The 22,493-nt window shown below is 61.9% G+C and carries 21 protein-coding genes; 13 read left to right on the forward strand and 8 right to left on the reverse strand.

Annotated elements, in window-relative coordinates; all coding sequences use genetic code 11:
* Positions 1-157: 157 nt before the first annotated feature.
* Complete coding sequence (locus tag ELX51_RS10480; protein ID WP_127753461.1) at positions 158-841, forward strand: HAD family hydrolase; 684 nt, start codon at positions 158-160, stop codon at positions 839-841.
* 42 nt (positions 842-883) lie between these two features.
* Positions 884-2,368, forward strand: a complete 1,485-nt coding sequence (locus ELX51_RS10485; protein WP_127753462.1) for a cation:proton antiporter — start codon at positions 884-886, stop codon at positions 2,366-2,368.
* Between the two features lie 99 nt (positions 2,369-2,467).
* Here ELX51_RS10485 and ELX51_RS10490 read toward each other — a convergent pair whose 3' ends face one another.
* A complete protein-coding gene (locus ELX51_RS10490) occupies positions 2,468-3,088 on the reverse strand; it encodes a methyltransferase domain-containing protein (protein WP_127753463.1) in 621 nt (206 codons plus the stop codon).
* A gap of 291 nt (positions 3,089-3,379) precedes the next feature.
* Here ELX51_RS10490 and ELX51_RS10495 point away from each other — a divergent pair, with 291 nt between their 5' ends.
* Positions 3,380-3,859, forward strand: coding sequence for a VOC family protein (locus tag ELX51_RS10495; protein WP_127753464.1), 480 nt, complete (start codon positions 3,380-3,382; stop codon positions 3,857-3,859).
* 144 nt (positions 3,860-4,003) lie between these two features.
* Here ELX51_RS10495 and ELX51_RS10500 read toward each other — a convergent pair whose 3' ends face one another.
* Positions 4,004-4,306, reverse strand: a complete 303-nt coding sequence (locus ELX51_RS10500; RefSeq protein WP_127753465.1) for a hypothetical protein — start codon at positions 4,304-4,306, stop codon at positions 4,004-4,006.
* A gap of 196 nt (positions 4,307-4,502) precedes the next feature.
* Here ELX51_RS10500 and ELX51_RS10505 point away from each other — a divergent pair, with 196 nt between their 5' ends.
* On the forward strand, positions 4,503-5,993 hold the full coding sequence (locus ELX51_RS10505) for a carboxypeptidase M32 (protein ID WP_127753466.1): 1,491 nt from the start codon (positions 4,503-4,505) through the stop codon (positions 5,991-5,993).
* 72 nt (positions 5,994-6,065) lie between these two features.
* Here ELX51_RS10505 and dksA read toward each other — a convergent pair whose 3' ends face one another.
* Together dksA and ELX51_RS10515 are read right to left on the reverse strand one after the other, a co-directional pair.
* Positions 6,066-6,485: an RNA polymerase-binding protein DksA gene (gene dksA, locus ELX51_RS10510; RefSeq protein ID WP_127753467.1), complete on the reverse strand. Its 420-nt coding sequence runs from the start codon at positions 6,483-6,485 to the stop codon at positions 6,066-6,068.
* A 159-nt stretch (positions 6,486-6,644) separates the two neighbouring features.
* Positions 6,645-7,058, reverse strand: coding sequence for a flagellar assembly protein FliX (locus tag ELX51_RS10515; RefSeq protein WP_127753468.1), 414 nt, complete (start codon positions 7,056-7,058; stop codon positions 6,645-6,647).
* 268 nt (positions 7,059-7,326) lie between these two features.
* On the opposite strand from ELX51_RS10515, the gene ELX51_RS10520 reads away from it, so the two are divergent.
* From ELX51_RS10520 to flaF, 7 genes are all read left to right on the forward strand, one after another.
* Positions 7,327-8,403: a flagellar basal body P-ring protein FlgI gene (locus ELX51_RS10520; protein ID WP_127755253.1), complete on the forward strand. Its 1,077-nt coding sequence runs from the start codon at positions 7,327-7,329 to the stop codon at positions 8,401-8,403.
* Positions 8,403-8,723 (forward strand): rod-binding protein, encoded by a 321-nt coding sequence (locus ELX51_RS10525; protein ID WP_127753469.1) that lies wholly within the window; start codon positions 8,403-8,405, stop codon positions 8,721-8,723. The genes ELX51_RS10520 and ELX51_RS10525 overlap by 1 nt, the downstream gene beginning before the upstream one ends.
* The gene (locus ELX51_RS10530; RefSeq protein ID WP_127753470.1) at positions 8,720-9,187 is read left to right on the forward strand and encodes a flagellar protein FlgN; all 468 of its coding nucleotides are present in this window, start codon (positions 8,720-8,722) and stop codon (positions 9,185-9,187) included. Before ELX51_RS10525 ends, ELX51_RS10530 begins: the two co-directional genes overlap by 4 nt.
* Before the next feature lie 246 nt (positions 9,188-9,433).
* Positions 9,434-10,588 carry a flagellin hook IN motif-containing protein gene (locus tag ELX51_RS10535; RefSeq protein WP_127753471.1) on the forward strand — a complete coding sequence of 385 codons (1,155 nt, stop codon included), beginning with the start codon at positions 9,434-9,436 and terminating at the stop codon, positions 10,586-10,588.
* 727 nt (positions 10,589-11,315) lie between these two features.
* Positions 11,316-12,491, forward strand: a complete 1,176-nt coding sequence (locus ELX51_RS10540) for a flagellin (protein ID WP_127753472.1) — start codon at positions 11,316-11,318, stop codon at positions 12,489-12,491.
* A gap of 113 nt (positions 12,492-12,604) precedes the next feature.
* On the forward strand, positions 12,605-13,030 hold the full coding sequence (flbT, locus tag ELX51_RS10545) for a flagellar biosynthesis repressor FlbT (protein ID WP_127753473.1): 426 nt from the start codon (positions 12,605-12,607) through the stop codon (positions 13,028-13,030).
* Entirely contained in the window at positions 12,981-13,346 is a 366-nt protein-coding gene (gene flaF / locus ELX51_RS10550) for a flagellar biosynthesis regulator FlaF (protein WP_127753474.1), read from the forward strand. Before flbT ends, flaF begins: the two co-directional genes overlap by 50 nt.
* 68 nt (positions 13,347-13,414) lie before the next feature.
* Here the strand turns inward: flaF and ELX51_RS10555 are convergent, their stop codons facing one another.
* From ELX51_RS10555 to ELX51_RS10565, 3 genes are all read right to left on the reverse strand, one after another.
* Complete coding sequence (locus ELX51_RS10555; RefSeq protein WP_127753475.1) at positions 13,415-15,025, reverse strand: hypothetical protein; 1,611 nt, start codon at positions 15,023-15,025, stop codon at positions 13,415-13,417.
* Positions 15,026-15,037: 12 nt separating this feature from the next.
* Complete coding sequence (gene flgK / locus ELX51_RS10560; RefSeq protein WP_127753476.1) at positions 15,038-16,882, reverse strand: flagellar hook-associated protein FlgK; 1,845 nt, start codon at positions 16,880-16,882, stop codon at positions 15,038-15,040.
* Between the two features lie 63 nt (positions 16,883-16,945).
* Positions 16,946-18,268, reverse strand: a complete 1,323-nt coding sequence (locus tag ELX51_RS10565) for a flagellar hook-basal body complex protein (protein ID WP_127753477.1) — start codon at positions 18,266-18,268, stop codon at positions 16,946-16,948.
* 242 nt (positions 18,269-18,510) lie between these two features.
* On the opposite strand from ELX51_RS10565, the gene ELX51_RS10570 reads away from it, so the two are divergent.
* A complete protein-coding gene (locus tag ELX51_RS10570; RefSeq protein ID WP_127753478.1) occupies positions 18,511-19,377 on the forward strand; it encodes an ATPase in 867 nt (288 codons plus the stop codon).
* A gap of 67 nt (positions 19,378-19,444) precedes the next feature.
* A complete protein-coding gene (metA, locus tag ELX51_RS10575; protein WP_127753479.1) occupies positions 19,445-20,365 on the forward strand; it encodes a homoserine O-succinyltransferase in 921 nt (306 codons plus the stop codon).
* A gap of 41 nt (positions 20,366-20,406) precedes the next feature.
* Here metA and ELX51_RS10580 read toward each other — a convergent pair whose 3' ends face one another.
* Positions 20,407-22,386 (reverse strand): PhoX family phosphatase, encoded by a 1,980-nt coding sequence (locus ELX51_RS10580; protein ID WP_127753480.1) that lies wholly within the window; start codon positions 22,384-22,386, stop codon positions 20,407-20,409.
* Between the last annotated feature and the right edge of the window lie 107 nt (positions 22,387-22,493).

The raw sequence follows: 22,493 nt of genomic DNA on the forward strand, positions 1-22,493 counted from the left end.
GGCCGGGGCTTCCCCAAGGCGCAGCCCTCCCCAGGCTGCGCCTTTCGCTTGCCCGCCGGCTCAGCCGCCCCGATCACATCACCTGGGTTGCCGGCGTTAATAAAGGGGCAACCTTAGCGGCCAGCCTCCGTTGGATGTCTCCCCCTGGAGCACCCCAATGCCCAAAGCCGTGATCTTCGACGTCGATGGCACTTTGATCGATTCCAACGACCTGCATACCGAATGCTGGCTTGAAGCCTTCCGGCATTTCGGTCTCCATTTCACCTTCGACCAGGTCCGCGGCCAGATCGGCAAAGGGGGCGACCAGCTCCTGCCAGCCCTGCTCCCGCCCCAAACCTTTCAACAACAAGGGGAGGCCATCTCCGAGTTTCGAAACGACCTGTTCAAGCGCAACTACCTGGCGCAGGTCCGTCCATTTCCCGGCGTCAAGGCGCTGTTCGAGCGCATTCACGGGGACGGCGCGGTGATCGTGCTCGCATCCTCCGGCCTCAAGGTCGAGGTGGACCAGCATGTCGAGATGCTCGGCATCGGCGCCCTCATTTCTTCCGCCACCACCGCCGATGATGCCCAAAGCTCCAAGCCCTCGCCCGACATCTTTGAGGCAGCGCTCAAGCGTCTCCCGGCAGACGCTCGCAATGACGTCTGGGTGGTCGGTGACACGCCCTATGATGCGCAGGCCGCTGGCAAGGCCGGGTTGCGCACCATCGGTCTGATGTGCGGCGGTTTTCCCGAAGCCGTCCTCCGGGACGCCGGGTGCCTCGCTATCTTCGAGAGCCCCGAACATCTGCTCGCCAACTACGACACTTCGCCCCTCGCCAAGCTCGCTCCTGCCTACGCCTGACCTGACCTGACCTGACCACCAATAACCAGCAAGGGGGCGCCGTTGAACGTCTATCAATTCGCCGCTCTCATCCTCGCCGCAATCGGCCCGGTGCTGGCGTTGAGCGGTTATCTCAAGGCGCCCGCCTCGGTGGTTCTCTTCGCTCTTGGTGTTGCTTCCGCCTTTCTGCCCGGCCTGCCCCAGGTCAATCTCGATGCCGATCTGGCGCTGACCTTATTCCTGCCGCTGCTGGTTTACGCCTCTACCCTGCGTGTTTCCTGGCATTTGCTGCGCTTCACCTTTGTGCCAGGCGTCCTGCTCGGCGGCGCGCAGATCCTCGTCACAGTTGTGCTGGTGGTCGGCGCCGCCAAGCTGCTGCTGCCCGGCCTGTCCTGGCCCGCCGCGCTGTTCTTGGGGGTCATTGCCTCGATATTTGATACCCAGCTGTTTCACGAAGCCAAGGGGCGTCCTCGCGTGCCGCGCGCCATCGCCGACGTCCTCAAGGCGCGCGAACTCGTTTCGCGCGTCTTCATCCTCGGCACCCTCGCGCTGGCCGGAGAAGCATTGAACGCCGGGGAGATCACGGCTTCGGGCATCGCCTTCAACTATCTCTTCGACATCCCCGCCGGCATTGTGCTCGGCTGCGCTATTGGCTACGCCATTGTCTGGCTCCGCCGCCGCGTCGACCCTGCCCCGGTGGAAATTGCCGTTTCCATCGCCGCCCCATACATCGCCGCTCTCTTGGCCGAACTCCTCGGCATCTCCGGCGTAGCGGCAATCACCGCTACGGCCCTCGTGATCTCGGCTGAACGGATCAATCGCCACACCGGCGCGACGGTATCATCGGCGGAGTCGCGCATCAGTTCGGTCGCCTTTTGGGAACAGGCGAGCCTGATGGTCTCGAGCGTCCTGTTCTTTCTCGCCGGCAGAGCCCTCCCCGAAGCGCTTGCAAGCCTGGAAAGCTGGTCCATCTCCATGCTGGTTCTGGTCACCAGCGTCCTTCTCGCGATTACCCTCGCCGTTCAGTTCGCCGCATCGCTCCCCGCCGTGCTGATCGAACCCATCGCTGGGGCCTTGCAGGCCCGCAAAGGCCGGCCCGCACTGGGGCTGCAGACCGCCGGCGTCATGGCCTGGGCCTCGACGCGCTCGGTGATCGCCCTGATCATCGCACTCTCCATCCCCGCCCAAACCGAAGCGGGCGCCCCGTTCCCCGAGCGCAATCTGATTGTCGTGATCGCCGCCTTCCTGGTGATCGGCTCCCTTGTCCTTCAGGGCCTCACCCTCAAGCCGGTCGTGGTGCGTGCCGACCTCGTGGATGAGGGCGAGGAAGAAGGCGAGGTAGACCTCGCTCGCGCCACCATCCGCCGGGCTGCAGAATCCGGCGATCCCGACGAGCCGCACCGGCCGGCCCGCCAGGCGCTTCTGGCCCTGCGCGTTGACAACCGCATCGGCGACGAGGTTCTCACCCGCATGCTGCGCGAAACCGATCTCGACGCTCGCGCTTCCGAAGAAAACGTTCTCCCCGGCGCTGGCCCGCCGAACCCCTGATAGGGGCGAGCCACCACCCATCGCACGCGCCAGCTTCCATGGGGCGCTCGGCGGGGGAACAATCTCGGAACCCTGCGCCCGAACGCCTTGGCGGGTCCCCTACGCAGCCCGCTTGCGCATCACCACCACATTGTCGAGCACCTCAGCGGTTTCCCCATGCGGGCCCTTCGCCTGACGCGCCGGCGCGCCAATAAAAATTGGCTCCCAGTTCTCATCCAGTTCGAGCGACGCGAGCGTTTCCTCAACCGTGCTGAAGGGTGTGGTGCTTTTGAACGACCACGGCGCGGCGGTGGAATGCTCGACAAGGAGGAACACTCCCCTCGGGGCGACGGCCGCGGCCGCTCGCCGTAGCACCTCGGCGCGCGGAAAGGCGATCGGCGACTGGAAGTAAAGCGCCGTCACCAGCTCGAACTCCCCGGCCGGAAAGCTCTCGGCCAAGTCATGCCGCTCCCAGCGCACTCGGTCGCTCACCCCGGCACCCTTGGCCCGCTCCGCCGCAACGCCCAAAGCTGTGGCCGAAATATCCACTCCCGTGGCCTGCCAGCCTCGACTGGCAAGCCAGATCACGTCATCCCCGCGTGAGCAACCCAGGTCCAGTGCTCGCCCGGCCGGCAGATCGGCGGCATATTCCACGAGCTTGGCTGTTGGCCGCCCGTTCGGTGTCCCGGTCATGTTCTGATAGCGCTGTTCCCAGAACTGTTCGGAAGTTTGGTTTGTCATGGTTCATGTCCTCGGTTGACCCAGGCGGTGCTCGGCAGCTAGCCACAAGCTCGTCCGCAGCTGCAGCTCACGCAACTATACTGGTTGCATAATTCTCGCAACAATGAAAGTTGCAGACTGGGTAAAGCTGCGCCTGCCCGGATCTGGGCACAAATCGAGCAGCGGATGTCGGCAGGGCCGCGGGTCGGCCGTCAAGTGACCGCCACCCGGTTGCGCCTTGAGCCTTAGGGCTGCAAGCTAATGCTCTTGAGCAGACCAACCGACAAAAGCTGAACTTCAGGAGGAACTGCCATGGCCACGGCCAAGAACACTCTTTGCCTTTGGTACAACAACGACGCGGAAGACGCCGCACGCTTCTATGCAGCGACCTTCCCCGATAGCGAGGTCACCGCTGTCCACCGGGCCCCGAGCGACTATCCTTCAGGCAAGGCCGGGGACGTGCTCACCGTGCAATTCACCGTCTGCGGCATCCCCTGCATCGGGCTCAATGGCGGGGACATCTTCACCCACAGCGAAGCCTTCTCGTTCCAGATCGCTACCGACGATCAGGAAGAAACTGATCGTTACTGGAACGCCATCGTCGGCAATGGCGGCGAGGAAAGCCAATGCGGCTGGTGCAGGGACAAATGGGGCCTCTCCTGGCAGATCACCCCGCGCATTCTCACCGACGCAATGGCGCGCGGCGGTGGGGAAGCCAAGCGCGCCTTCGAGGCGATGATGCCGATGCGCAAGATCGATATCGCCGGGATCGAAGCCGCCATCCGCGGCTAAGCACCGGATAGTCGCCACCTCGCGCCCGCCGCGCAGTTCTGCTTCCCCTCCCCCTCAGGGGGAGGGGTAAGGGGTGGGCTCCCTCACCTCGTCAGCGGACCCTGACATACGAAAATCTGGTGCTCCGAGGCTGACCCTATGCCCCTACCTCGCGCATCGTCGCATGGCGCGCGTGGCATTTCCCGCAGCCGTCACATAAGCCTCCAGCGACTTTTCAAGCTCCGCTCGTGCCGCGTCCAGTTCCACCATTGCCTGCCGCTCTACGCCCCTGAACCGGGTCAGCACGTTAAGATTCTCTGTCCGCTGCAGCCCCTCCAGCAGCACGCCCATCTGCGTGGTCATCGCGGCCAGCGGCTCCTGCATGGCCCGGCAATTGGTTTTGCTGGACTGGGCGGCCGCAGCCGAATTCATCGCGAGAACCAGAAGCAAGCTGATCCACATCCGCATGGCTTTTCCTTTCAGATCGCGTGGCGCCGCTGGCAGTCGAGCTGGGACGCCGGTGAAGTGAATCTAGGCTAGCACAGCCCCGGGCGCCAACCATGCAGTGGCACGGCTCGGCTCGATCCTATTCTGTGTTCCAGCACAGGCGCTTGCCCGCGCTTCTGGCTTGTGAAACATCTGGTTGCGACCTTGGGGAGCCATCATGTCCTTTGAAAAACTCGATCAACTCGGCCGCCGTCTGGAAGCGCTTGAGCATGCCCTGTCCATTCTTGGCGCCGATGAAGCGACGCATATGGCCGTCGGCGGCGGCGAAAAACGCGCCGAAGCCATGGCAAACCTTGCCGGCATGTACCACGCCCAATCCACCGCTCCAGAGATCGCCGAGTGGATCGAGGCCGCGCAGCCCCATACCGAGGACCAGCAACTCGCCTTGGCCGAATTCAGGCGGCAATATCTCAACGCCACCTGCCTGCCCACCGAGTTTGTTGAGCGCAAGACTGCCGCGACCATGCGCTCCGAACAGCTCTGGCGCGAACTGCGCGCGGTGGGGGACTGGGACAGCTACCTGCCAGCCCTGGAAGGCGTTGTGGAACTGGTGCGCGAAGAAGCGCGGCTGCGTGCCGATGCCCTGAAGCTCGCCCCCTATGACGCCCTGATGGAACAATATGACCCGGGCAACCGCACCGCGACTCTCAATCCGGTCTTTGCCGACCTCAAGACCTTCCTCAAGGAGTTCGTGCCCGAAGCTCTGGAAGTGCAGGAGCGGCGCCACCAGCGCCGCCCACGCAGGGACCTGAACGGCCCCTACCCCATCGAGCATCAGCGCGAACTTGGCCTCGCCGCCATGCGCGCGGTCGGCTTTGATTTCACCCATGGCTCGCTTGCCGTTTCGCACCACCCCTTCTGCGGCGGCGTACCCACCGATGTGCGCATGACCACCCGCTACCGCACGGACGATTTCCTGTCCTCGCTGATGGGCGTGCTGCACGAAACCGGCCATGCCCTTTACGAACAAGGCCTGCCAAAGGAATGGTCGCATTGGCCCCTCGGCAAGGCGCGCGGCATGGGCATCCACGAAAGCCAATCGCTCTTTGTGGAGATGCAACTGGCCCGTAGTCCCGAGTTCTGGCATTTCATGCTGCCCCTGGTGCAACTGCATCTGGGGCGGAATGCGCTGCCCGGCTGGGACATCGAGGACGTGCTGAGCGAGGTCAACCATGTCGAGCGCGGCTATATCCGCGTCGACGCCGATGAGGTGACCTACCCCCTCCACGTCATCCTCCGCTACGAGTTGGAGCAGGATCTTGTGGCGGGCAAACTCGAGGTCAGCCAGATCCCCGAGGCCTGGGACGCCAAGATGACCGAATATCTCGGCATCTCCACCATCAACGATCCCAAGGACGGCCCCATGCAGGATGTGCATTGGCCAGGCGGCGCCTTTGGCTATTTCCCCAGTTATACCTTGGGGGCCATGATCGCCGCCCAGCAATGGGCGGCTCTCGAGAAGGCCCAGCCCAATCTGCGTGACAGCGTGCGCAAGGGCGATTTCACCGGCATCAATGCCTGGCGCGCCGAGCAGATCTGGAGTCAGGGCTCGCGCTGGTCCACGCCCGACCTGATTACCCGCGCCACCGGCGAGCCCCTGAACCCGGCTTATTTCAAGGCCCATCTGCGCCGCCGCTACGGCGACTGATCGTCTTCCCCAAGAACAGAAACAACAAAGCCCGCATCGCTGCGGGCTTCTTGTTGTCTCTTGGCTCTTTGCTTACTCGTCGCGATAAACCTTTTCGCGCCGCTCATGCATTTCCTGGGCTTCCAGGCTCAGCGTCGCGATCGGGCGCGCGTCAAGTCGGGCGAGCCCGATCGGATCCCCGGTTTCCTCGCAATAGCCGTAGGTGCCATCATCGATCCGCTTGAGCGCCGCATCGATCTTGGCGATCAGCTTGCGCTGCCGGTCCCGCGTCCGCAACTCCAGCGAGCGATCGCTTTCGGAAGAGGCACGGTCGGCCATGTCGGGATGGTTCTGGCTTTCCTCCTGGAGATTCTCCAGGGTTTCGCGGCTTTCGCGAAGAATATCTTCCTTCCAGGCATTAAGCTTGGCTCGAAAGTAATCCCGTTGGCGTGGGTTCATGAACGGCTCATCGTCACTGGGCCGGTATGCGATTACGTCAACCCCCGAGTTCATCAGCAGACTCAACTCCAATGCGCCCTTTATTTGCGCCTCTATAGTGCAGCTATTTAAACCCTGCAAGATGGACACGGCGCAGTGATTGACTGGGGCAATGATTGTTGAACCGCCGCTTTCATCAATGCCGCACGGGGTTTTACTGATCTCAGCTTGCGCTCAAGGGAAGCGGCCGAACTTCGCCAATTCCACCCGCACTCGAAGTTCGATGTCGTCCAGCACCCCCTCCAGCCCCGGCTCGGACTGGCCACGCTCTTCCGCGATCATGCTCATCAATTGGTCCAGCCGGTTGGCGCTCACTTGCCCGACGAGGAGATCGGCCTTGATCGCCTCCATCTGGTCCAGCATGGAAGCGCCGCGCCGCACCGCCTTGCGTCGTCCCTGGGTCGGATCTTCCACCGCCTGCAACGCCAGCAACGCACTCAGGCTCGCCGTGGGCGCCGTGCCGGCAACTTGTCCGGCCTGCCGCGGCGCCTCTGTACCGGCCGGAACAAAGGCCGGTCCGCCCGCCGCACGCTGGGCCGAACCGCGCCCGGCAAGGCCGGCGGCGCGAGAATTGCTGTCGATGCGCATGGGCGGACTCAGCTGGGAAAGGAACACCTCGGCAAAATCTGCCCGCTTTGGTTAACGGCAGCTTAACGCGCCCGGCAAGAATTGCTCACCCCCATCCCGGCGACAAGAAAAGAGAGACCCACAATGGTGAATAAAGCTGCTGGAACAGCGCACTAAGCCCTCGACCCGAGCTTGGCACGCTTCTGGCAAAGCACTGGGCAGACCATCCCGCGGGAGCCCATCAGTGCACAGTTTCGTCCGAACCATCTTCGCATCGCTGCTGACGCCCATGCTTTTGCTCGCCCCTACGCTGCCCGCCGTCGCCGCCTCTGCCCGCATTAAGGATGTCGTCGACATCGAAGGCGTGCGTGAAAACCAGCTCGTGGGTTACGGCCTCGTGGTCGGCCTCAATGGCACCGGCGACAGCCTCAACAACGCGCCCTTCACCAAGCAATCGCTGCAATCCATGCTGGAGCGCCTCGGCGTCAACACGGCCGGCGAGAATGTGCGCACCGCCAATGTGGCCGCCGTCATGGTCACCGCCAATTTGCCCCCGTTTGCTACCCAGGGCTCGCGCATGGATGTCACCGTCTCGGCGCTGGGCGATGCCGACAGCCTCCAGGGTGGCACGCTCCTTGTTACCCCCCTGCTCGGCGCCGATGGCGAAGTCTATGCCATCGCCCAGGGCTCGGTTTCCATCAATGGCTTCAAGGCCGAGGGCGACGCCGCCACAATCATCTCGGGCGTGCCCACCACCGGCCGCATTTCCTCGGGCGCCCTTATTGAACGCGAGATCGAGTTCGCCCTAGGGGCCCAGCACTCGCTGCGCCTCGCCTTGCGCAACCCCGATCTCACCACCTCGCGCCGCATTGCGCTGGCCATCAACGACTTCATCGGCGTGCCCACCGCCACGCCGGAAAATCCCGCCACTGTCCGCATCACCCTGCCCAAGGGCTTTAACGGCAACATCGTCGATCTCCTGACCGATATCGAGCAGTTGATGGTCCAAACCGATCAGACCGCCAAGATCGTCATCGACGAGAATTCCGGCATCATTGTCATGGGCAAGGATGTCCGCGTTTCGAGCGTCGCCGTTGCCCAATCCAATCTCACTGTGACGATCGCCGAAACCCCCGAAGTGGTTCAACCCGAGCCCTTCAGCAATGGCGTCACCGCGGTGGAGCCAAACACTGACCTTGATGTGATGCAGTCCGATACCGCCCTCGCCGTGGTCAACGAGTCCGTCACGCTGCAGGAGCTCGTCGATGGCCTCAATGCCCTGGGCATCGCCCCGCGCGATCTCATCGCCATTCTCCAGGCCATCAAGGCCACCGGCGCCCTCCAGGCCGAAATCGAGGTTCTGTGATGCTCGCTCACCAGCTTCAAGCCAAGCCTGGCGCCAGTCTCACCCCTGCCCAGGTGGCCAAGGTGCGCAGCCAGGCCGAGGAATTCGAAGGCGTGTTCCTCAATACCCTCGTCAAGGAAATGTTTGCCACCCTCAAAGGCGACGGCGGCTTTGGCGAGGAAACCTGGCGCTCCATGCAGTCCGAGCAGCTCGCCGCCAGCATGGCCGGCAATGGCGGACTTGGCATTGCCGACCAGATGTTGGGCGACCTGCTAGCCATGCAGGAAGCCGCCAACAACCAGATCAACCAACCCGTCCTTATGGGAGTTTCCACCCGATGACCGCTGCCGCCCGCCTCGCCGCCCGTGATGCCCTTTCCGCGCACGAGCTGTGCCGAAATGCCGAAGCGGCCCTGACGGCGCTGGTTGATGTGATGAACCAGGAAACCACGCTCCTGCGCGCCGGCCGCTTGCGCGACGCTGGAACCCTCACTGCTGACAAGGCCCGCCTGGCGCAGGATTATGTGGAATTTGCCCGCTCCATCCAGCGCGAAAACCTGCGCCTCAAAGCCGAAGCACCTGATGCCCTCGATCGGCTCCGCCTCGGCCACGAGCAACTTGCCACCCAGATGGCCGAAAACCTGCGCGTACTCGCCACGGCGCGCACCGTCACCGAGGACCTCCTCTCCGACGTCGCCACGGTCGTGGGCAAGCAGAACCGCGCTCAAACCTACGGCCGTGCTGGCACCCTCGCTACCGACCCCGCCCACGCCGCCCGGGGCATCGCAGTAAACCGGGCTCTGTGACGGTTCCACTGCTCCCGCAGAATTGCCCGTCGTGGTTAACCGAAGCTTTCGCTGCGAAAACAGCTAAACACCCGCAAAGGCCCGCAGCGCGGGCCTTCGCGCCAACGCCGCATCAACTGCGGCACCCCAAGCAACGAAGCCTTAAGGCCCTCACTTAACTGTTCTTTATGCGCTGCTGCGCCAGGATCGACCGTGCCTCAGGAAGAGGCGCGTTAGTAATGCGTATCCCAGAAAAGGACTACTACTTTGGGTGATATCTCCCTCTCGAAAGCCGTTCGCTCGAACCTGCTTTCCCTCCAGAACACCTCCGCCATGATGGGCAAGACCCAGGACCGCTTGGCGACCGGCAACAAGGTGAACTCGGCGCTCGACAACCCAACCAACTTCTTTACCGCTTCCTCGCTGAACAGCCGCGCCGGCGACCTGAACCAGCTCATGGACTCCATGGCAAATGGTATCCAGACCATCGAAGCGGCCAACAACGGCCTGACCTCGATCACCAAGACCCTGGAATCGATGCAGTCGACGCTGCGCCAAGCCCGTCAGGACAAGTCGTTCCAGACCGGCTCCTTCGAGGTAGCGAAGGACACTGACGCCGCCGCAGAACCGGGGAGCATCAAGGCGGGCAGCATAACATTCGAGGGTGGTTCAACTGGTGGCACCGCCACTACTGCGAAGACCGTAACTGTCGCTGCCGGTGACACCCTTGACGATGTTGTCGCAAAGATCAACAAAGGCGACGTAGTGTCGGGGGTAAGAGCCTCGAACGATAACGGCAAGCTGCGTATAGAGAATCTTTCGACGTCCGAACTTAAAATCGGCGCTACCGACTCTGTAACCGTTCCTACGGATGGCGGCACGATCGATGGCAACTCTGTTCGTGCAGACTTGGCAGAACAGTATAACGATCTGCGCGATCAGCTCGACAAGCTCGCAGACGACGCTTCGTTCAACGGCATCAACTTGCTGCGTGGCGACAAGCTAAAGCTCACCTTTAACGAAACCGGCACTTCCGAACTGGACATCCAGTCCCGTATTGGCGGCACAGACGGCGCGACGGTAAACGCCGCGACCCTCGGTATCGAGACGCAGCTTCAGAAGCAGAACCTTGATACCGATTCAGACATCGATGGCTTCATCGCAAATGTTAAGACGGCACTGAACACGGTCCGTTCGCAGGCTTCGGCCTTCGGCTCGTCCTTGTCCATCGTGCAGAACCGCCAGGACTTCTCCAAGAGCATGATCAACACGCTTCAGACTGGCGCTGCCAATTTGACCCTGGCTGACATGAACGAGGAAGCCGCCAACCTTCTGGCCCTGCAGACCCGCCAGTCACTATCCTCGAACTCGCTGTCGCTGGCTTCGCAGGCCGACCAGTCGGTTCTCCAGCTGATCCGTTAATCGGTAACAGCAGCACCAATCAGAAGGCGGGCTCCGGCCTGCCTTCTTTGTCAGCTGGGCACCGCAGCCTTCTGGTGCAAACCTGAGCACCGGAGCCCCCTGGCGCACGATGTCACCCCGGCCTTGAGCCGGGGCCGATCTCGACATCTTTCCCCACGCCACCAGCTCGCAATTATGCCCCACCACCTCATCCCGGGCTCACCGCACCACAATGCTTCCTCAGCCCGCATCCTGGGGTGCCGCGCAGCGGCCTCGGAAGGCGATCGCGTCCCACCTCAGCACCACGAACCTTATCCCCGCTCTCAAAAGCTCCGCTATACTCCCTCTCATTCCCCCGCAGGAGCGGCGCTGCAGCGACCAGAGGGCGGGTGTGAACCACGGGACTTCGGGGAGATCGCCCCCGAAGTGGGTCCGAGCGGTGTTGGACAGTTATCTCCTGCCTGCTTTGGAGATCGCAACACGGGCTGGTCCGGTAAATCCCGGCAACCCCGAGGCGGCGCCGTCTCATCAAATCAAACTTCAGGGGCGGCTGCCGCCTCGGGGTCCGCTCCACTTTCATCAGCCGAGGGTCACAAGCCCGCGGCACGAAGCTGCTCGCCTTTGACAAACATGCTTACCGCCGCCCCAACAAGCATGGTTAACGCCCTTTTAGGAGTCGGCGCGCTATAGGTGATTCAACCTCAAGGAGAGGATCTGCCGAGTCTCGGCGCGTACTGAAGGAAGCATCATGTCCGATATCTCTCTTTCGAAAGCTGTGCGGTCAAACCTGCTTTCGCTCCAGAACACCGCGGACCTCATGGCGACCACCCAGGGGCGCCTGTCGACCGGCAACAAGGTCAACACTGCTCTCGATAACCCCACCAACTTCTTCACGGCCTCGTCGCTCAACAGCCGCGCGGGCGATCTGAACCAGCTGATGGACTCCATGGCCAATGGAATCCAGACCATCGAAGCGGCCAATAATGGCCTGACCTCCATCACCAAGACCCTGGAGTCGATGCAGTCCACCCTGCGCCAGGCGCGACAGGACAAGTCGTTCCACACTGAGTCCTTTGCGGTCTCGACCACCGACGGCAAGTTCGCCGGCACAGCCACTGCTGGAGCTGGCGACGCCACCACAACCCTGGTCTTCGGCGACACAACTGATGGGCTTGGCGCATTGGCCGCGCCTGTCACCGTCAATGTGGGCGGCCTGAGCCTGGACGAAACCGTGGCAGCGATCAACAAGGCGGCGGAAACCGGCGGTGCCCTCGCAGGCGCGGTCCGCGCAACCAACGATAACGGCAAGCTGCGAATCGAGAACATCTCAACCCAGCCTTTGGCGATGGAGAGCGGCGCTGGCTCCTCGATCAGCAATGCCGTGATCAAGGGCAATGCAGTCCGTGCCGACTTGGCGACGCAGTACAATGAACTGCGCGATCAACTCGACAAATTCTCCGATGACGCCTCATTCAACGGCATTAACTTGCTACGCGGCGATAAGCTGAAGATCACCTTCAACGAGACCGGCACCTCCGAAATGGAACTCCAGTCCAACATCAACGGGACTAAGGGCGCCACGATCAACACAGCCACCCTCAAGCTCGACACCAGCATGACAGCGTCTGAACTCGACGCAGATGGTGACATCGATGAGTACTTGGCGGGAGTAAAGGCCGCGCTGGCAACCGTGCGGTCTCAGGCGTCCTCCTTTGGCTCTTCGCTGTCCATCGTGCAGAACCGCCAGGACTTCACCAAGAACATGATCAACACCCTGGAAACCGGTGCGTCCAACCTGACCCTTGCTGACATGAATGAGGAAGCCGCCAACCTCCTCGCGCTCCAGACCCGCCAGTCGCTGTCCTCCTCCTCGCTGTCGCTCGCTTCGCAGGCTGACCAGTCGGTCCTGCAACTGCTCCAGTAAGGGGGCGACAGGCAACTTCAGATCGCCAAGGCGGGCCGCGGCCCGCCTTCGTTGTTTTTGCGCTCACCGCGGGCTAAAACAGCCCCTGCTCTGCCCCGATCGGAACCAGCACCATGGCGCTAAAAGTCGAACTGAAACCCGGCGAAAAGCTCCTGGTGGGCCAATGCATCATCACCAATTCCGACCAGCGCACCCGCCTCTTTATTGATGGCCACGTCCCGATCCTCCGGGAAAAGGACATTTTGACCGCTGAAACGGCCAACACCCCCGCCAAGCGCATCTATCTGGCGGTACAGCTCATGTATATCGCCGAGGATATTGAAACCCCGCGCGAAGCTTACTTCGCTCTGGTCGATGAGTTCCTTGAAGCGGTTCCCTCGGCGGCCGAACTGATCGGCGAAATCAACAACGAGATATTAACTGGGGCTTTATATAAAGCTCTGAAGGCCGCTCAAAGGCTGATCGACTACGAACAGGACCTTCTTTCCCATGTATCAGCAAGGCGCCCGGGCCTACCAGCAGACGGCGAAAGTCGTTGAGAACCCACGCGAGCGTGAATCAGCACTCCTGATGAAGGCTGCAGCCAATCTGCAGCGCGTCAAGGACGAGTGGCCGGCAAGCTTTGACGACCTCGCCCCCGCCCTGACCTTCAACCGCAAGCTCTGGACCATTTTCATGAGCTCGGTGACCCGGCCCGACAATCCGCTGCCCCAGGATGTGCGCCAGAACATCGCCAATCTTGGTCTCTACATTCTCAACGAGACCCGCGAGATGATGATGCAGCCCCAGCCGCAAAAACTTGATGCCCTGGTGCGCCTCAACCGCCAGATCGCCGCCGGCCTGCGCGGCGCCTGACCCACCTGACGCTGCCCGTAAAAATAAACCCCCGCCTCGCAGCGGGGGTTTTATATTGAGAAGCCTAGCTAGACGAAGTTGACGAGGCTGAGCTGGCTCACCATGGAGGTCACCTGGTAGCTCGCCTGCAACCGCGTCTGCAGCGCGAGGATCTCCATGGCGACGTCTTCCTTGGAAACGGTTTCCACATCGCTCAGGATGTTCTCCAACTGGGCTTTGTAGTCCGTGTGGCGCTTGGAAGCATTGTTGGCCGCATTGCGGGCAATCGCCAGATCCATGGTGATCCGCTCGACCGAGCCGGGCGATGAGTTGTGGCTTTCCGACAGCGCGCTCTGCTGACGATCCGCCATGCCGTCGAACAAACCGCGCGATTGCTGATACTGCGAGCCGACGACCCGTTCATATTCAGCCAGCGCTGCATCGCGCGCCGAGCCCGCCGGCAGCGCGTGTGCATCAACCCGCATTTGTTCGTTTTCGGGCTTGGCGCGGATATCGGCTTCCGACGAATACTTCGTTACGGCCAGCGCCGCCTGGGACTGCACCAGCTTGAGGATCCCGCTTTCCGTCGCCCGCAACCCATACTGGATTGTGGTGGAATCATCCACCTTAGCGGCGACGCCGGATCTGGCGTCTCCCTCCTTTTCACCCCGGTACCAGAACACCACTTCAGCGGGGTCCGCGTCCGCCAGCGTCGTAGCCGGGGGTCCGCCAGCTGGACGCTGGGGCACGCCGCTCTCGCTGAAAAAATCTGCCGCCGCTGCAAAGGTCGATGCTGCCTTGAGCGTCGAACCAGCCGCCTCCGCGAGTGCACCCTGCAGCGCCGATCGAAAGTTTTGCGCCATCACATCAGGATCGGCATCAATGCTGAACGCACCCCGCCCTGGGTTATCTTCGGCGCTGGCAACCAGTGTAACCTGCGTTTCCGTACCGTCAGGCAGCGTCAGGCCTATGGTTACGCTCTGCCCCGGGGTCGGCTGGGCAGTGAAACTGACGCTCACCTGCCCCGTCGCTCCGGGTTGAGTGACTGCAATAGCGGGAGCACCCGTTGTGGATGTCGTCGAGAGCTTGAAACCAAAGGGATGCGTACCGTCTTGAGCGACCACGACCTCCCCGCTGCCGGCGGCAACGGCGGGCAAGTCGAGGCGGCCGAGTCCGTTTCCAAGATCCGCACTCTGTCGCTCGGCGAGCATCTGCTTGAAGCCCAGCCTGCCGCCTTCCCCCTCCAGCAACACCTTTGCGTCAGGCAGTGGAGGAGTGTCCGTCACATTGCCGCCAAACAGATACCGACCGGCAATATCCTGGTTGAGCATGGTGACGATCTCGTCGAACCGCGCCGCTGCCTGGCCCGGAAGCGTGGCCATGCTGATATCGTTGGTGCCGTATTGCCCCTGGATTGCGGAATTTCGCGCCTCCCCTTCCATAGTGTCGAAGCGGGACATGGTCTTGTCGAGAAAGCTCAGGCGCAGGTTCACGGTCTGGATATTGGCGGCATAGCCTTCGATCTTGTCCAAGCGGGAGCGCACGGACAAGGACATCGGCAAGTCGCGCCCCATTTCAGCCAGGCTGCCCGCCTTCATCCCTGTGCCAAGCTGTGTCTGCAGGTTCCCCATCTTGCTCTGCATCTTGGAGATTACCGAGAAGCCTGTCTGCAGCGGGTACATCGACTTGTTGACGATCATCTATTGTCTCCCTCAGGTCGCGGCCAGGAGCTGGTCGAGCAGTTCCTTGACCACCGAAACCACCCGTGCATTGGCGGAATAGGCGTTCTGCAGTTCCAGCAGCCGCGCCATTTCCTCGTCGACATTGACCCCATACTCGCCCTGCATCTGATCCATGACGGTATCAAGGGTCAGCTGCTTGTCGCTGCTGCGCGTCATCGTGGCGGCAATATTGCTGCCCTGAAAGCCGATGGTCTGGGCGATCAGTTCGCCTACATTGCCGTTGAGCGGAAAGCGAGCATTGCTGCCAGTGCCGCCGCCAGACACGAAATCCATGGTGCCGAGCTGCCCCAGGATATAATTAGCCCGCTCGGCGCTCCCGAGCGATTGTCCCGGCGTGCTTTGCACCAGGAGGCGGTTGTCCGCGAGCACGGCGGCATTGATCGAGATGCGGGCAGCAAAACCCGCCTTCTGGGGCGGCTTGCCATCAATGCTGTTGGTAAAGGGCGCCCGCGCTCCGTCGGTGAACAAGGACAGCCCGGGCCCATCGTCCTGAAGCTCACTGGAGGTTGCCCTCTTGGTGACACCCGCAACCGCGGTGGTAGATCCAGGAATGGTGGTGAATGTCAGTTCACCGGCAGTATCGCCCACTGCAACATCCACGATCGGGCCAGGCGCGGAGCTGCCGAACTTTGCCTGCAATTGCACCGCCGCATCAGCGCTCCCCGCCGACAAGTTAATGCCGATAACGCGCGCACCCGAAGCATCGCGGTAATCGACATCAGCCTTTGTCGTGTTGACGATCTTGATCGACTGCGAAGTGCTACCGGTCTCGAGTTTCAGCAGCAGGTCGTTGCCTGGCTGCAACCCGCTGACATCGATAACAAAGCCCCCTGCCACCGCCGTCCCCGGCGTCTGCACCGTCGAAAATGCCTGGGCGAGACCGGCCGCAATCTCGTCCAGCTGACTTTGCGCCTCCGGGAGGGTCTTGTCACGGAGCGTCAGCAAACCGCCAAGCTCTCCACCCCGGATTCCGCCCGACCGTTGCACGTCGATTTCCAATCCCGACGCGGTCACGAGGGTCAACTTGCCCACGCCAGACAGCGCGGAGTCGCTATTGAACGCCGAGGAAGCCGTGAGCCTTCCGGGTGTATCGAACCGGAAGCTTGCCGCCCGGCCATCAACCAACCCAACGCCGGAGCCGGTCATCAGGGAAACGGTCCCGTCGGCCTTGTAGTCCGCCTTCACGTCGATGAGTTCAGCCACCGAGGAAACCAGGCGATCGCGCTGGTCCAGCAACGAAGCCCGGGCCGCATCATCGCCGCCGCGATCGAGCAAGCGGGTATTGACCTCGTGCAGGGAAGCCAACATGCCGTTGAGGTTCTGAACATTGGCCCCGATCTGACCTTCTGTCTGAGAACGCATCGTCTGGACATCGCCAGAAAGCCGGTTCAGTGCTTCAGCCATGGCCTGGGCCTGGCTAAGCGCCTGCGCGCGCACCGTATAGTCGTCGGGGCTGGTGGCGAGACTCTGCATGGCGTTCTGTAGTTGGCCGTAAAGCGTGTCGAGCGAACCCGCGCTACCCGGCTTGCCGAGAAAGCCCCCCAGCCGCTCCAGATAGCTTGCCTGAACCCCGGCGTTCGCGGTGTCAGAGACCTGGCGGGTGTAATAGGTCTGCAGACTGGTGTTGAACGCCCGGGTAGTCCCGAGCGTACGCGCATAGCTGCTGTTCTCGTTGTTGTAGTCGCCAACGGAGAGCGACTGCCGGTGATAGCCTGGCGTGCCTTGGTTGGCCACATTGCGGCTCAGAATGGCCAGGGAATCCTGGTTCACCCGCAGTCCGGAAACCGCGTTGTTCAAGGAGGTGGTCAGACCCATGGCGCATGCTCCTGTTCAAACAGGCGAGGTCGAATCCATCGTCCTCGCCGCCCCGATCCTCGGCTATCGGATCATGTTCAAGGCTTCTTGCAGCATCTCGTCAGCGGTGCTGACGATGCGCGTACCGGCGGCATAGGCCTGCTGGGTGACGATCAGCTTGGTGAACTCGTCCGAGATATCGGTGTTGGACGCCTCGAGGGCCCCGCCGATGATGCCGCCGCCGGAAAGATCGAGAATGGCCTCGCCCGATTCCGAAGTGGTGGCATAGACGCCACCATCGAGGCGCTTGAGCTTGTTGATGGCGTTAAACTCAGCGGTCACGACCTGCGCCACGTCGATGCGCTTGCCGTTCGAGTACGTGGCAACCACCCGGCCGCTGTCGCTGATCGCCACCGACACGAACTCACCCGCGGCATAGCCATCCTGGCTAAGCGTCGACACGTCAGCAGTGCCATTCACGTCATCGAACTGGGTCAAGCCGCCCTTGCCGAACTGCAGCTTCACATCACCGATAGGCGTGCCATTGACGTTGAGCCCCGTGATAGTGATCTCGCCGTTTGTCGGCTCGGTCATCGCCCCATCAGACCCGAACGAGAACTCGCCGGCCTCAGCCCAGTCACCCCCGTTGCCCAGATAGTACAGCTGCCAGGTATCCTCGCTCCCGGGCGTTGCCGGATCAGCATGCGAAACCTTACCCCAGCGCAACTGCACGTCGGCGGGAGCACCGTTCTTGGCGTAAAGCGTGACCGAGCCGCCTTCGATGGATTCCGAGACGAACTGATCAGCATCCGCAACCGGATATGTGATCAGCGCCGTGGCTGGATCGGTGCCATCATAAGCCGCCGGACGCGGCATCTGCGGCAGGTTGGCCTCATATTTGATGACGCTGGACTGCCGGGCGCCCAGAAAGCCGTTGGAGATCTGGATCGGCGCCGGCACCGAACCCGAGACGTTCCCAGTGGCCCGATCAACCGGCAGGCCCTTGAGGTAATAGCCGGCGCCATTGACGAGACGCCCGTCCTTGTCGAGTTCGAAGTCGCCCCGCCGGGTGTAGAAATTGGTCCCCGAGAACACGGCATTGCCGTCGGACTGCCCAACCTTGGGCTCGACAACGAAAAAGCCATTGCTGTTCAGCGCCACGAAGGTCTCACTCGAAACCGTCTTGATATCGCCGCGAACCTCGTTGGTGCCGCGCGACTGCGCCAGTACCGCACCCGGAACCTGCCGTTTGGTGGGAGCATCCGGGATCAGATCCACGAAATCGGTCTCGATGCGCTTATACGCCGTGGTCTGCGAGTTCGCGATATTGCCCGAGATATTCTCCAGCGCGTGCGCTTGTGCCCGCAGCCCGGTGACCGCGCTGGAAAGAGCCCCGTAAATTCCCATTCTAAACTCCAACACACCTTGCGCCTGCGCGCTTCACCCTTGGTAATGCAAGCAGAGTGCCAAAACACAGAAGCTTGGAAAGCAAGGAGATTTGCTCAAGATGCGCGGCTTTCGGGCGCCAGGCCCGGCATGATCAACCCACGACCCGGCAGGAATTGCCGCGTGCTTGTGGAGCGGACGCCGTTGCAGTAAACGCGGGCAACCACCACCATCGCCTTAATTCTTTCGGACTGCCGGTACCCATGCTGTTCAAATCCGCCGACGATTTTATCCGGGCACCGCGCCGTGCGGTCACCGTGTTTGGCATGGCAGGGGTCGGCAAGACCCGGCTGGCCTCGATGCTGCGCGCCTCGAACTGGTTTCATTATTCAGCCGATTATCGCATCGGCACCCGCTATATGGGCGAGGCCATCGTCGACAACTTCAAGCGCGAGGCCATGAAGGTGCCGTTCCTGGCGGAACTGCTGCGCTCGGACTCGATCTATATCTCGTCCAACATCACCTTCGACAATCTCGATCCGCTCTCGACCTATCTGGGCACGCCCGGCAATCCCGAGGCGGGCGGGCTGCCGCTGCACGAATACCAGCGTCGGCAGGAGCAGCATCGCGTGGCCGAGATTGCCGCGCTCCTCGATGTGCCCCATTTCATTGAGCGCGCACATGCCCTTTATGGCTACAACGACTTCATCGCCGATACCGGCGGCTCGCTGATCGAGGTGATCGATCCCGCCGACCCGGCCGATCCGGTGGTCAACACCCTGGCCGCGAGCACCGCGCTGCTCTATATCAGAGGCACCGACAAGGACGCAGCCGAACTGGTGCGTCGCTTCAAGCAGAACCCCAAGCCGATGTATTATCGTCCGCACTTTCTGGTTGAGAAATGGGCCGAGTACAAAGCCTTGAACGGCATCACCGAGGATCGTGACGTGGACCCCGCCGGCTTTGGCGCCTGGGGCTTTGAGGCCCTGTTGCATGACCGGCTGCCGCGTTACCAGCAGCTGGCCGACAATCACGGCTATGTCGTTGAGGCGTCTGACCTCGCCATGGTGCGCGACGGCCAGGGGTTTGTGGATCTGATGGCCGCGGCCATCGAGCAGCGAATGCGCTAGCGCGCCTCCCCCCGGGAGACGCGCATTGCCGACATCGCCATGATCTCCTGCCCCTACGAGGCTCGCTATGCCTATTCGCATTCCCGACAATCTACCTGCCCGCAAGACGCTCGAAGACGAGGGCGTCAACGTCATGGATTCCTCGCGCGCCGCGCGCCAGGATATCCGGCCGCTCGAAATCGGCCTCCTCAACCTGATGCCCAACAAGGAGCGCACCGAAACCCAGTTCACCCGGCTGATCGGCTCGACCCCGCTCCAGGTCAACCTGTCGCTGGTGCGGATCACCGATCACCGCTCCAAGAACACCTCCGAAGAATATCTCAACAGCTTCTACCAGACCTGGGAAGAGGTGCGCGAACGCAAGTTCGACGGCTTTATCGTGACGGGGGCGCCGATCGCCAATATCCCGTTCGAGGACGTGCGCTATTGGCGCGAGATGGTCGAGATCATGAACTGGACGCAAACCAACGTCCATCACACCATGTTTATCTGCTGGGGTGCGCAGGCGGCGCTACACCATTTCCATGGCGCCCGGCGCTATCGCATGGACAGCAAGGCGTTCGGCGTGTTCCGGCACCGGGTGGTCAACCCGCGCTCGCCGTTCCTGCGCGGTTTCTCCGATAGCCCGATGATACCGGTGTCGCGCTACAACGACATCGATCGTACTACGCTGGGCAGCAATCTCGAGATCCTGATCGACAATCCCGAGATCGGGGTCAGCATGCTGGGCGACCGGCAGCACCGGGCCGTCTATTTCCTCAATCACCTGGAATACGACAACCGCTCGCTGGCCGACGAGTTCGAGCGCGACCGCAAGGCGGGCCTCGACACCCTGCCTCCAGCCAACTTGTTCCCTAACGGCGACACATCTGCCGAACCCGAAAACCGTTGGCGCAGTCACGCCCATCTGTTGTTCCAGAACTGGATCAACGAGATCTACCAGACGACGCCCTATGATCTCAGCAACATCGGCACGCCGGAGGACTAAATAAATGCGGGGAAGGCTACGGCGCTTTCCCCGCATTTTGCCTATACGGCGATCTTGCCGCCACCCTGCTTGGTGATCACCACCACAGATGGGCGCACGGGCATGGCGTCGTCAAAGTCCGGCCACCGCGTGGACAGATCCTCGTAGTACGAGACGCGGCCAAAGCCCTCCCAGTCCTCACCACCATCTGCGGGGTGCTGCACGGCGACAAAGGCGGTTTCGTCGTCCGGAGTGAACAATGGCCCACACATCTCGGCGCCTACCGGGACGCGGAAGAACAGCTTGGAGGTCGCCCGAGCATCGCCTTCGGTGTCTACGGCCCACAAGCCGTCGGTGCGACCGGTGTCCGACGGATTATTGCCGTCGGTGGAAACCCAGAGGCGCCCTGCAGCATCGACCGCACAGTTGTCGGGCATGCCAAACCAGCCATTTGCAGTGGTCGCAGTCGAGAATGTTGCGCCAACTTCAGCGACGGAGGGGTCTCCGCACTTGAGCATGACATCCCAAGTCCCGCTAGTCGCCGCAAAGTCGCCGTCTGTCTCGCCAATCTCGATGATGTGGCCGAAAGCGTTCTTGGCTCGCGGATTGGCGGCGTCTTCCTGTCCAGCCTCACGCCTCGTGTTGTTGGTCAACATCACGTATACTTTGCCATTGACGCCATTGGGCTGAATGTCCTCAGGACGATCCATCTTGGTAGCCCCGAGCAGATCGGCAGCAAGCCGCGTCGCGATCACCACATCCGCTTGGCTGGCAAAGCCATTCTCGGGCGTGAGGGGGCCTTCGCCCTGCACGAGCGGCATCCAGACAAGAGTGCCATCTTCAGCGAACTTGGCGACATAAAGCGTGCCCTCGTTGAGCAGGTCCATATTTGCCGTCCGGTCATCCGGATTGAATTTTCCGGCGGTTACGAACTTGTAAACATAGTCGAAGCGCTCGTCGTCGCCGAGGTAAAACACTACCCGGCCATCCCTGGCTATGATGGACTCTGCACCCTCGTGCTTGAAGCGGCCCAGCGCGGTACGCTTCTTGGGAATGGAGCTGGGATCCATGACGTCGACTTCAACAACATAGCCAAAGCGATTGGGCTCGTTGGGCTCCTTGGACAGATCGAACCGGTCATAATAGTTGGCCCACTCATAAGAGCCTTCGGGGATGCCGAGGCGCTTGTAGTTCGCCGCTTCCGGGTGGTCGGGAGCGAGTTCTCCGGCAAAGTAGCCGTGGATGTTCTCCTCGGCCATGATGTAGGTGCCCCAGGGGGTTACGCCGCCGGCACAGTTGTTGATGGTGCCAAAGACTTTAGTGCCTGTGGGGTCCGCATTGGTCTTGAGGCGATCGTGGCCAGCGGCGGGACCAGTGACTTCCATTTCCGTGTTGACGGTGATGCGACGATTGAGTGCTCCGTCCTTAACCACGGCCCACTTGCCATCCGTTTTGCGGATTTCCACCACTGTGCCGCCATGCGCCATCAGCTCGATGTCGACCTGATCCTTGGTGAGCGGCTTGGTCGTGATCTCGCCCTCCACGATTTCCACGATGCCGGGAAACATCAAGTGCGGGTTGGTGTACTCGTGATTGACCACAAGCAAACCGTGCTCGGATGAGTCGTCGAATGGGATATAACCGACATAGTCGTTGTTGTAGCCGAATTGGCGGCTCTGAGCGTCCGCCGTCTGGGCGGCGGGATTGAACTCGGGCGCGTCCGCGAACAAGGCGTCGCCCCAGCGCAGCAGAATATCGGCGTCGTAGCCCTCGGCTACGTGGTGTGTCTCGTCGATACCAGCTTCAACCTCGGTGAAGTTGAATGCTGACCCTCCCGCGGCCTTCGCCTTCCCCGCCGTCATCAAGGCAAGGGGGCTGATGGTTGCGGCAATAGCGGACACCGCCAGCGAGCCCTGCAGGAAGCCACGACGCGAGAAACGGGCGCTGATCAACTCCCCCATAGTGGGGTTGGTTGTCGGGTTGCGTGGCGCTGTGTCGACGGCCTCAAGCTGCGAAGTTCGGAAAGGGGATTGATCGTTCATGGATGAGCTCCTCAACAAGCCTGGAACGCGGATAGATTTGAACCATTCCAAGCTGTAAGCAGCCATCCTGAAAGTTGCGCGACGGCCGAACGACAGTTCGGTGACAG

The sequence above is a fragment of the Devosia sp. 1566 genome (genome assembly GCF_004005995.1).
Classification (GTDB): Bacteria; Pseudomonadota; Alphaproteobacteria; order Rhizobiales; family Devosiaceae; genus Devosia.

Coding starts and splice junctions, on each gene's coding strand:
- flgK (WP_127753476.1), bottom strand. CDS start 16,882: ATGGGTCTGACCACCTCCTTGAACAACGCGGTTTCCGGACTGCGGGTG.
- flaF (WP_127753474.1), top strand. CDS start 12,981: ATGTATCAGCAAGGCGCCCGGGCCTACCAGCAGACGGCGAAAGTCGTT.
- ELX51_RS10500 (WP_127753465.1), bottom strand. CDS start 4,306: ATGCGGATGTGGATCAGCTTGCTTCTGGTTCTCGCGATGAATTCGGCT.
- ELX51_RS10495 (WP_127753464.1), top strand. CDS start 3,380: ATGGCCACGGCCAAGAACACTCTTTGCCTTTGGTACAACAACGACGCG.
- ELX51_RS10480 (WP_127753461.1), top strand. CDS start 158: ATGCCCAAAGCCGTGATCTTCGACGTCGATGGCACTTTGATCGATTCC.
- ELX51_RS10580 (WP_127753480.1), bottom strand. CDS start 22,386: ATGAACGATCAATCCCCTTTCCGAACTTCGCAGCTTGAGGCCGTCGAC.
- flbT (WP_127753473.1), top strand. CDS start 12,605: ATGGCGCTAAAAGTCGAACTGAAACCCGGCGAAAAGCTCCTGGTGGGC.
- ELX51_RS10490 (WP_127753463.1), bottom strand. CDS start 3,088: ATGACAAACCAAACTTCCGAACAGTTCTGGGAACAGCGCTATCAGAAC.
- ELX51_RS10515 (WP_127753468.1), bottom strand. CDS start 7,058: ATGCGCATCGACAGCAATTCTCGCGCCGCCGGCCTTGCCGGGCGCGGT.
- metA (WP_127753479.1), top strand. CDS start 19,445: ATGCCTATTCGCATTCCCGACAATCTACCTGCCCGCAAGACGCTCGAA.
- ELX51_RS10520 (WP_127755253.1), top strand. CDS start 7,327: ATGCTTTTGCTCGCCCCTACGCTGCCCGCCGTCGCCGCCTCTGCCCGC.
- ELX51_RS10530 (WP_127753470.1), top strand. CDS start 8,720: ATGACCGCTGCCGCCCGCCTCGCCGCCCGTGATGCCCTTTCCGCGCAC.
- dksA (WP_127753467.1), bottom strand. CDS start 6,485: ATGAACTCGGGGGTTGACGTAATCGCATACCGGCCCAGTGACGATGAG.
- ELX51_RS10540 (WP_127753472.1), top strand. CDS start 11,316: ATGTCCGATATCTCTCTTTCGAAAGCTGTGCGGTCAAACCTGCTTTCG.
- ELX51_RS10555 (WP_127753475.1), bottom strand. CDS start 15,025: ATGATCGTCAACAAGTCGATGTACCCGCTGCAGACAGGCTTCTCGGTA.
- ELX51_RS10525 (WP_127753469.1), top strand. CDS start 8,403: ATGCTCGCTCACCAGCTTCAAGCCAAGCCTGGCGCCAGTCTCACCCCT.
- ELX51_RS10505 (WP_127753466.1), top strand. CDS start 4,503: ATGTCCTTTGAAAAACTCGATCAACTCGGCCGCCGTCTGGAAGCGCTT.
- ELX51_RS10570 (WP_127753478.1), top strand. CDS start 18,511: ATGCTGTTCAAATCCGCCGACGATTTTATCCGGGCACCGCGCCGTGCG.
- ELX51_RS10565 (WP_127753477.1), bottom strand. CDS start 18,268: ATGGGAATTTACGGGGCTCTTTCCAGCGCGGTCACCGGGCTGCGGGCA.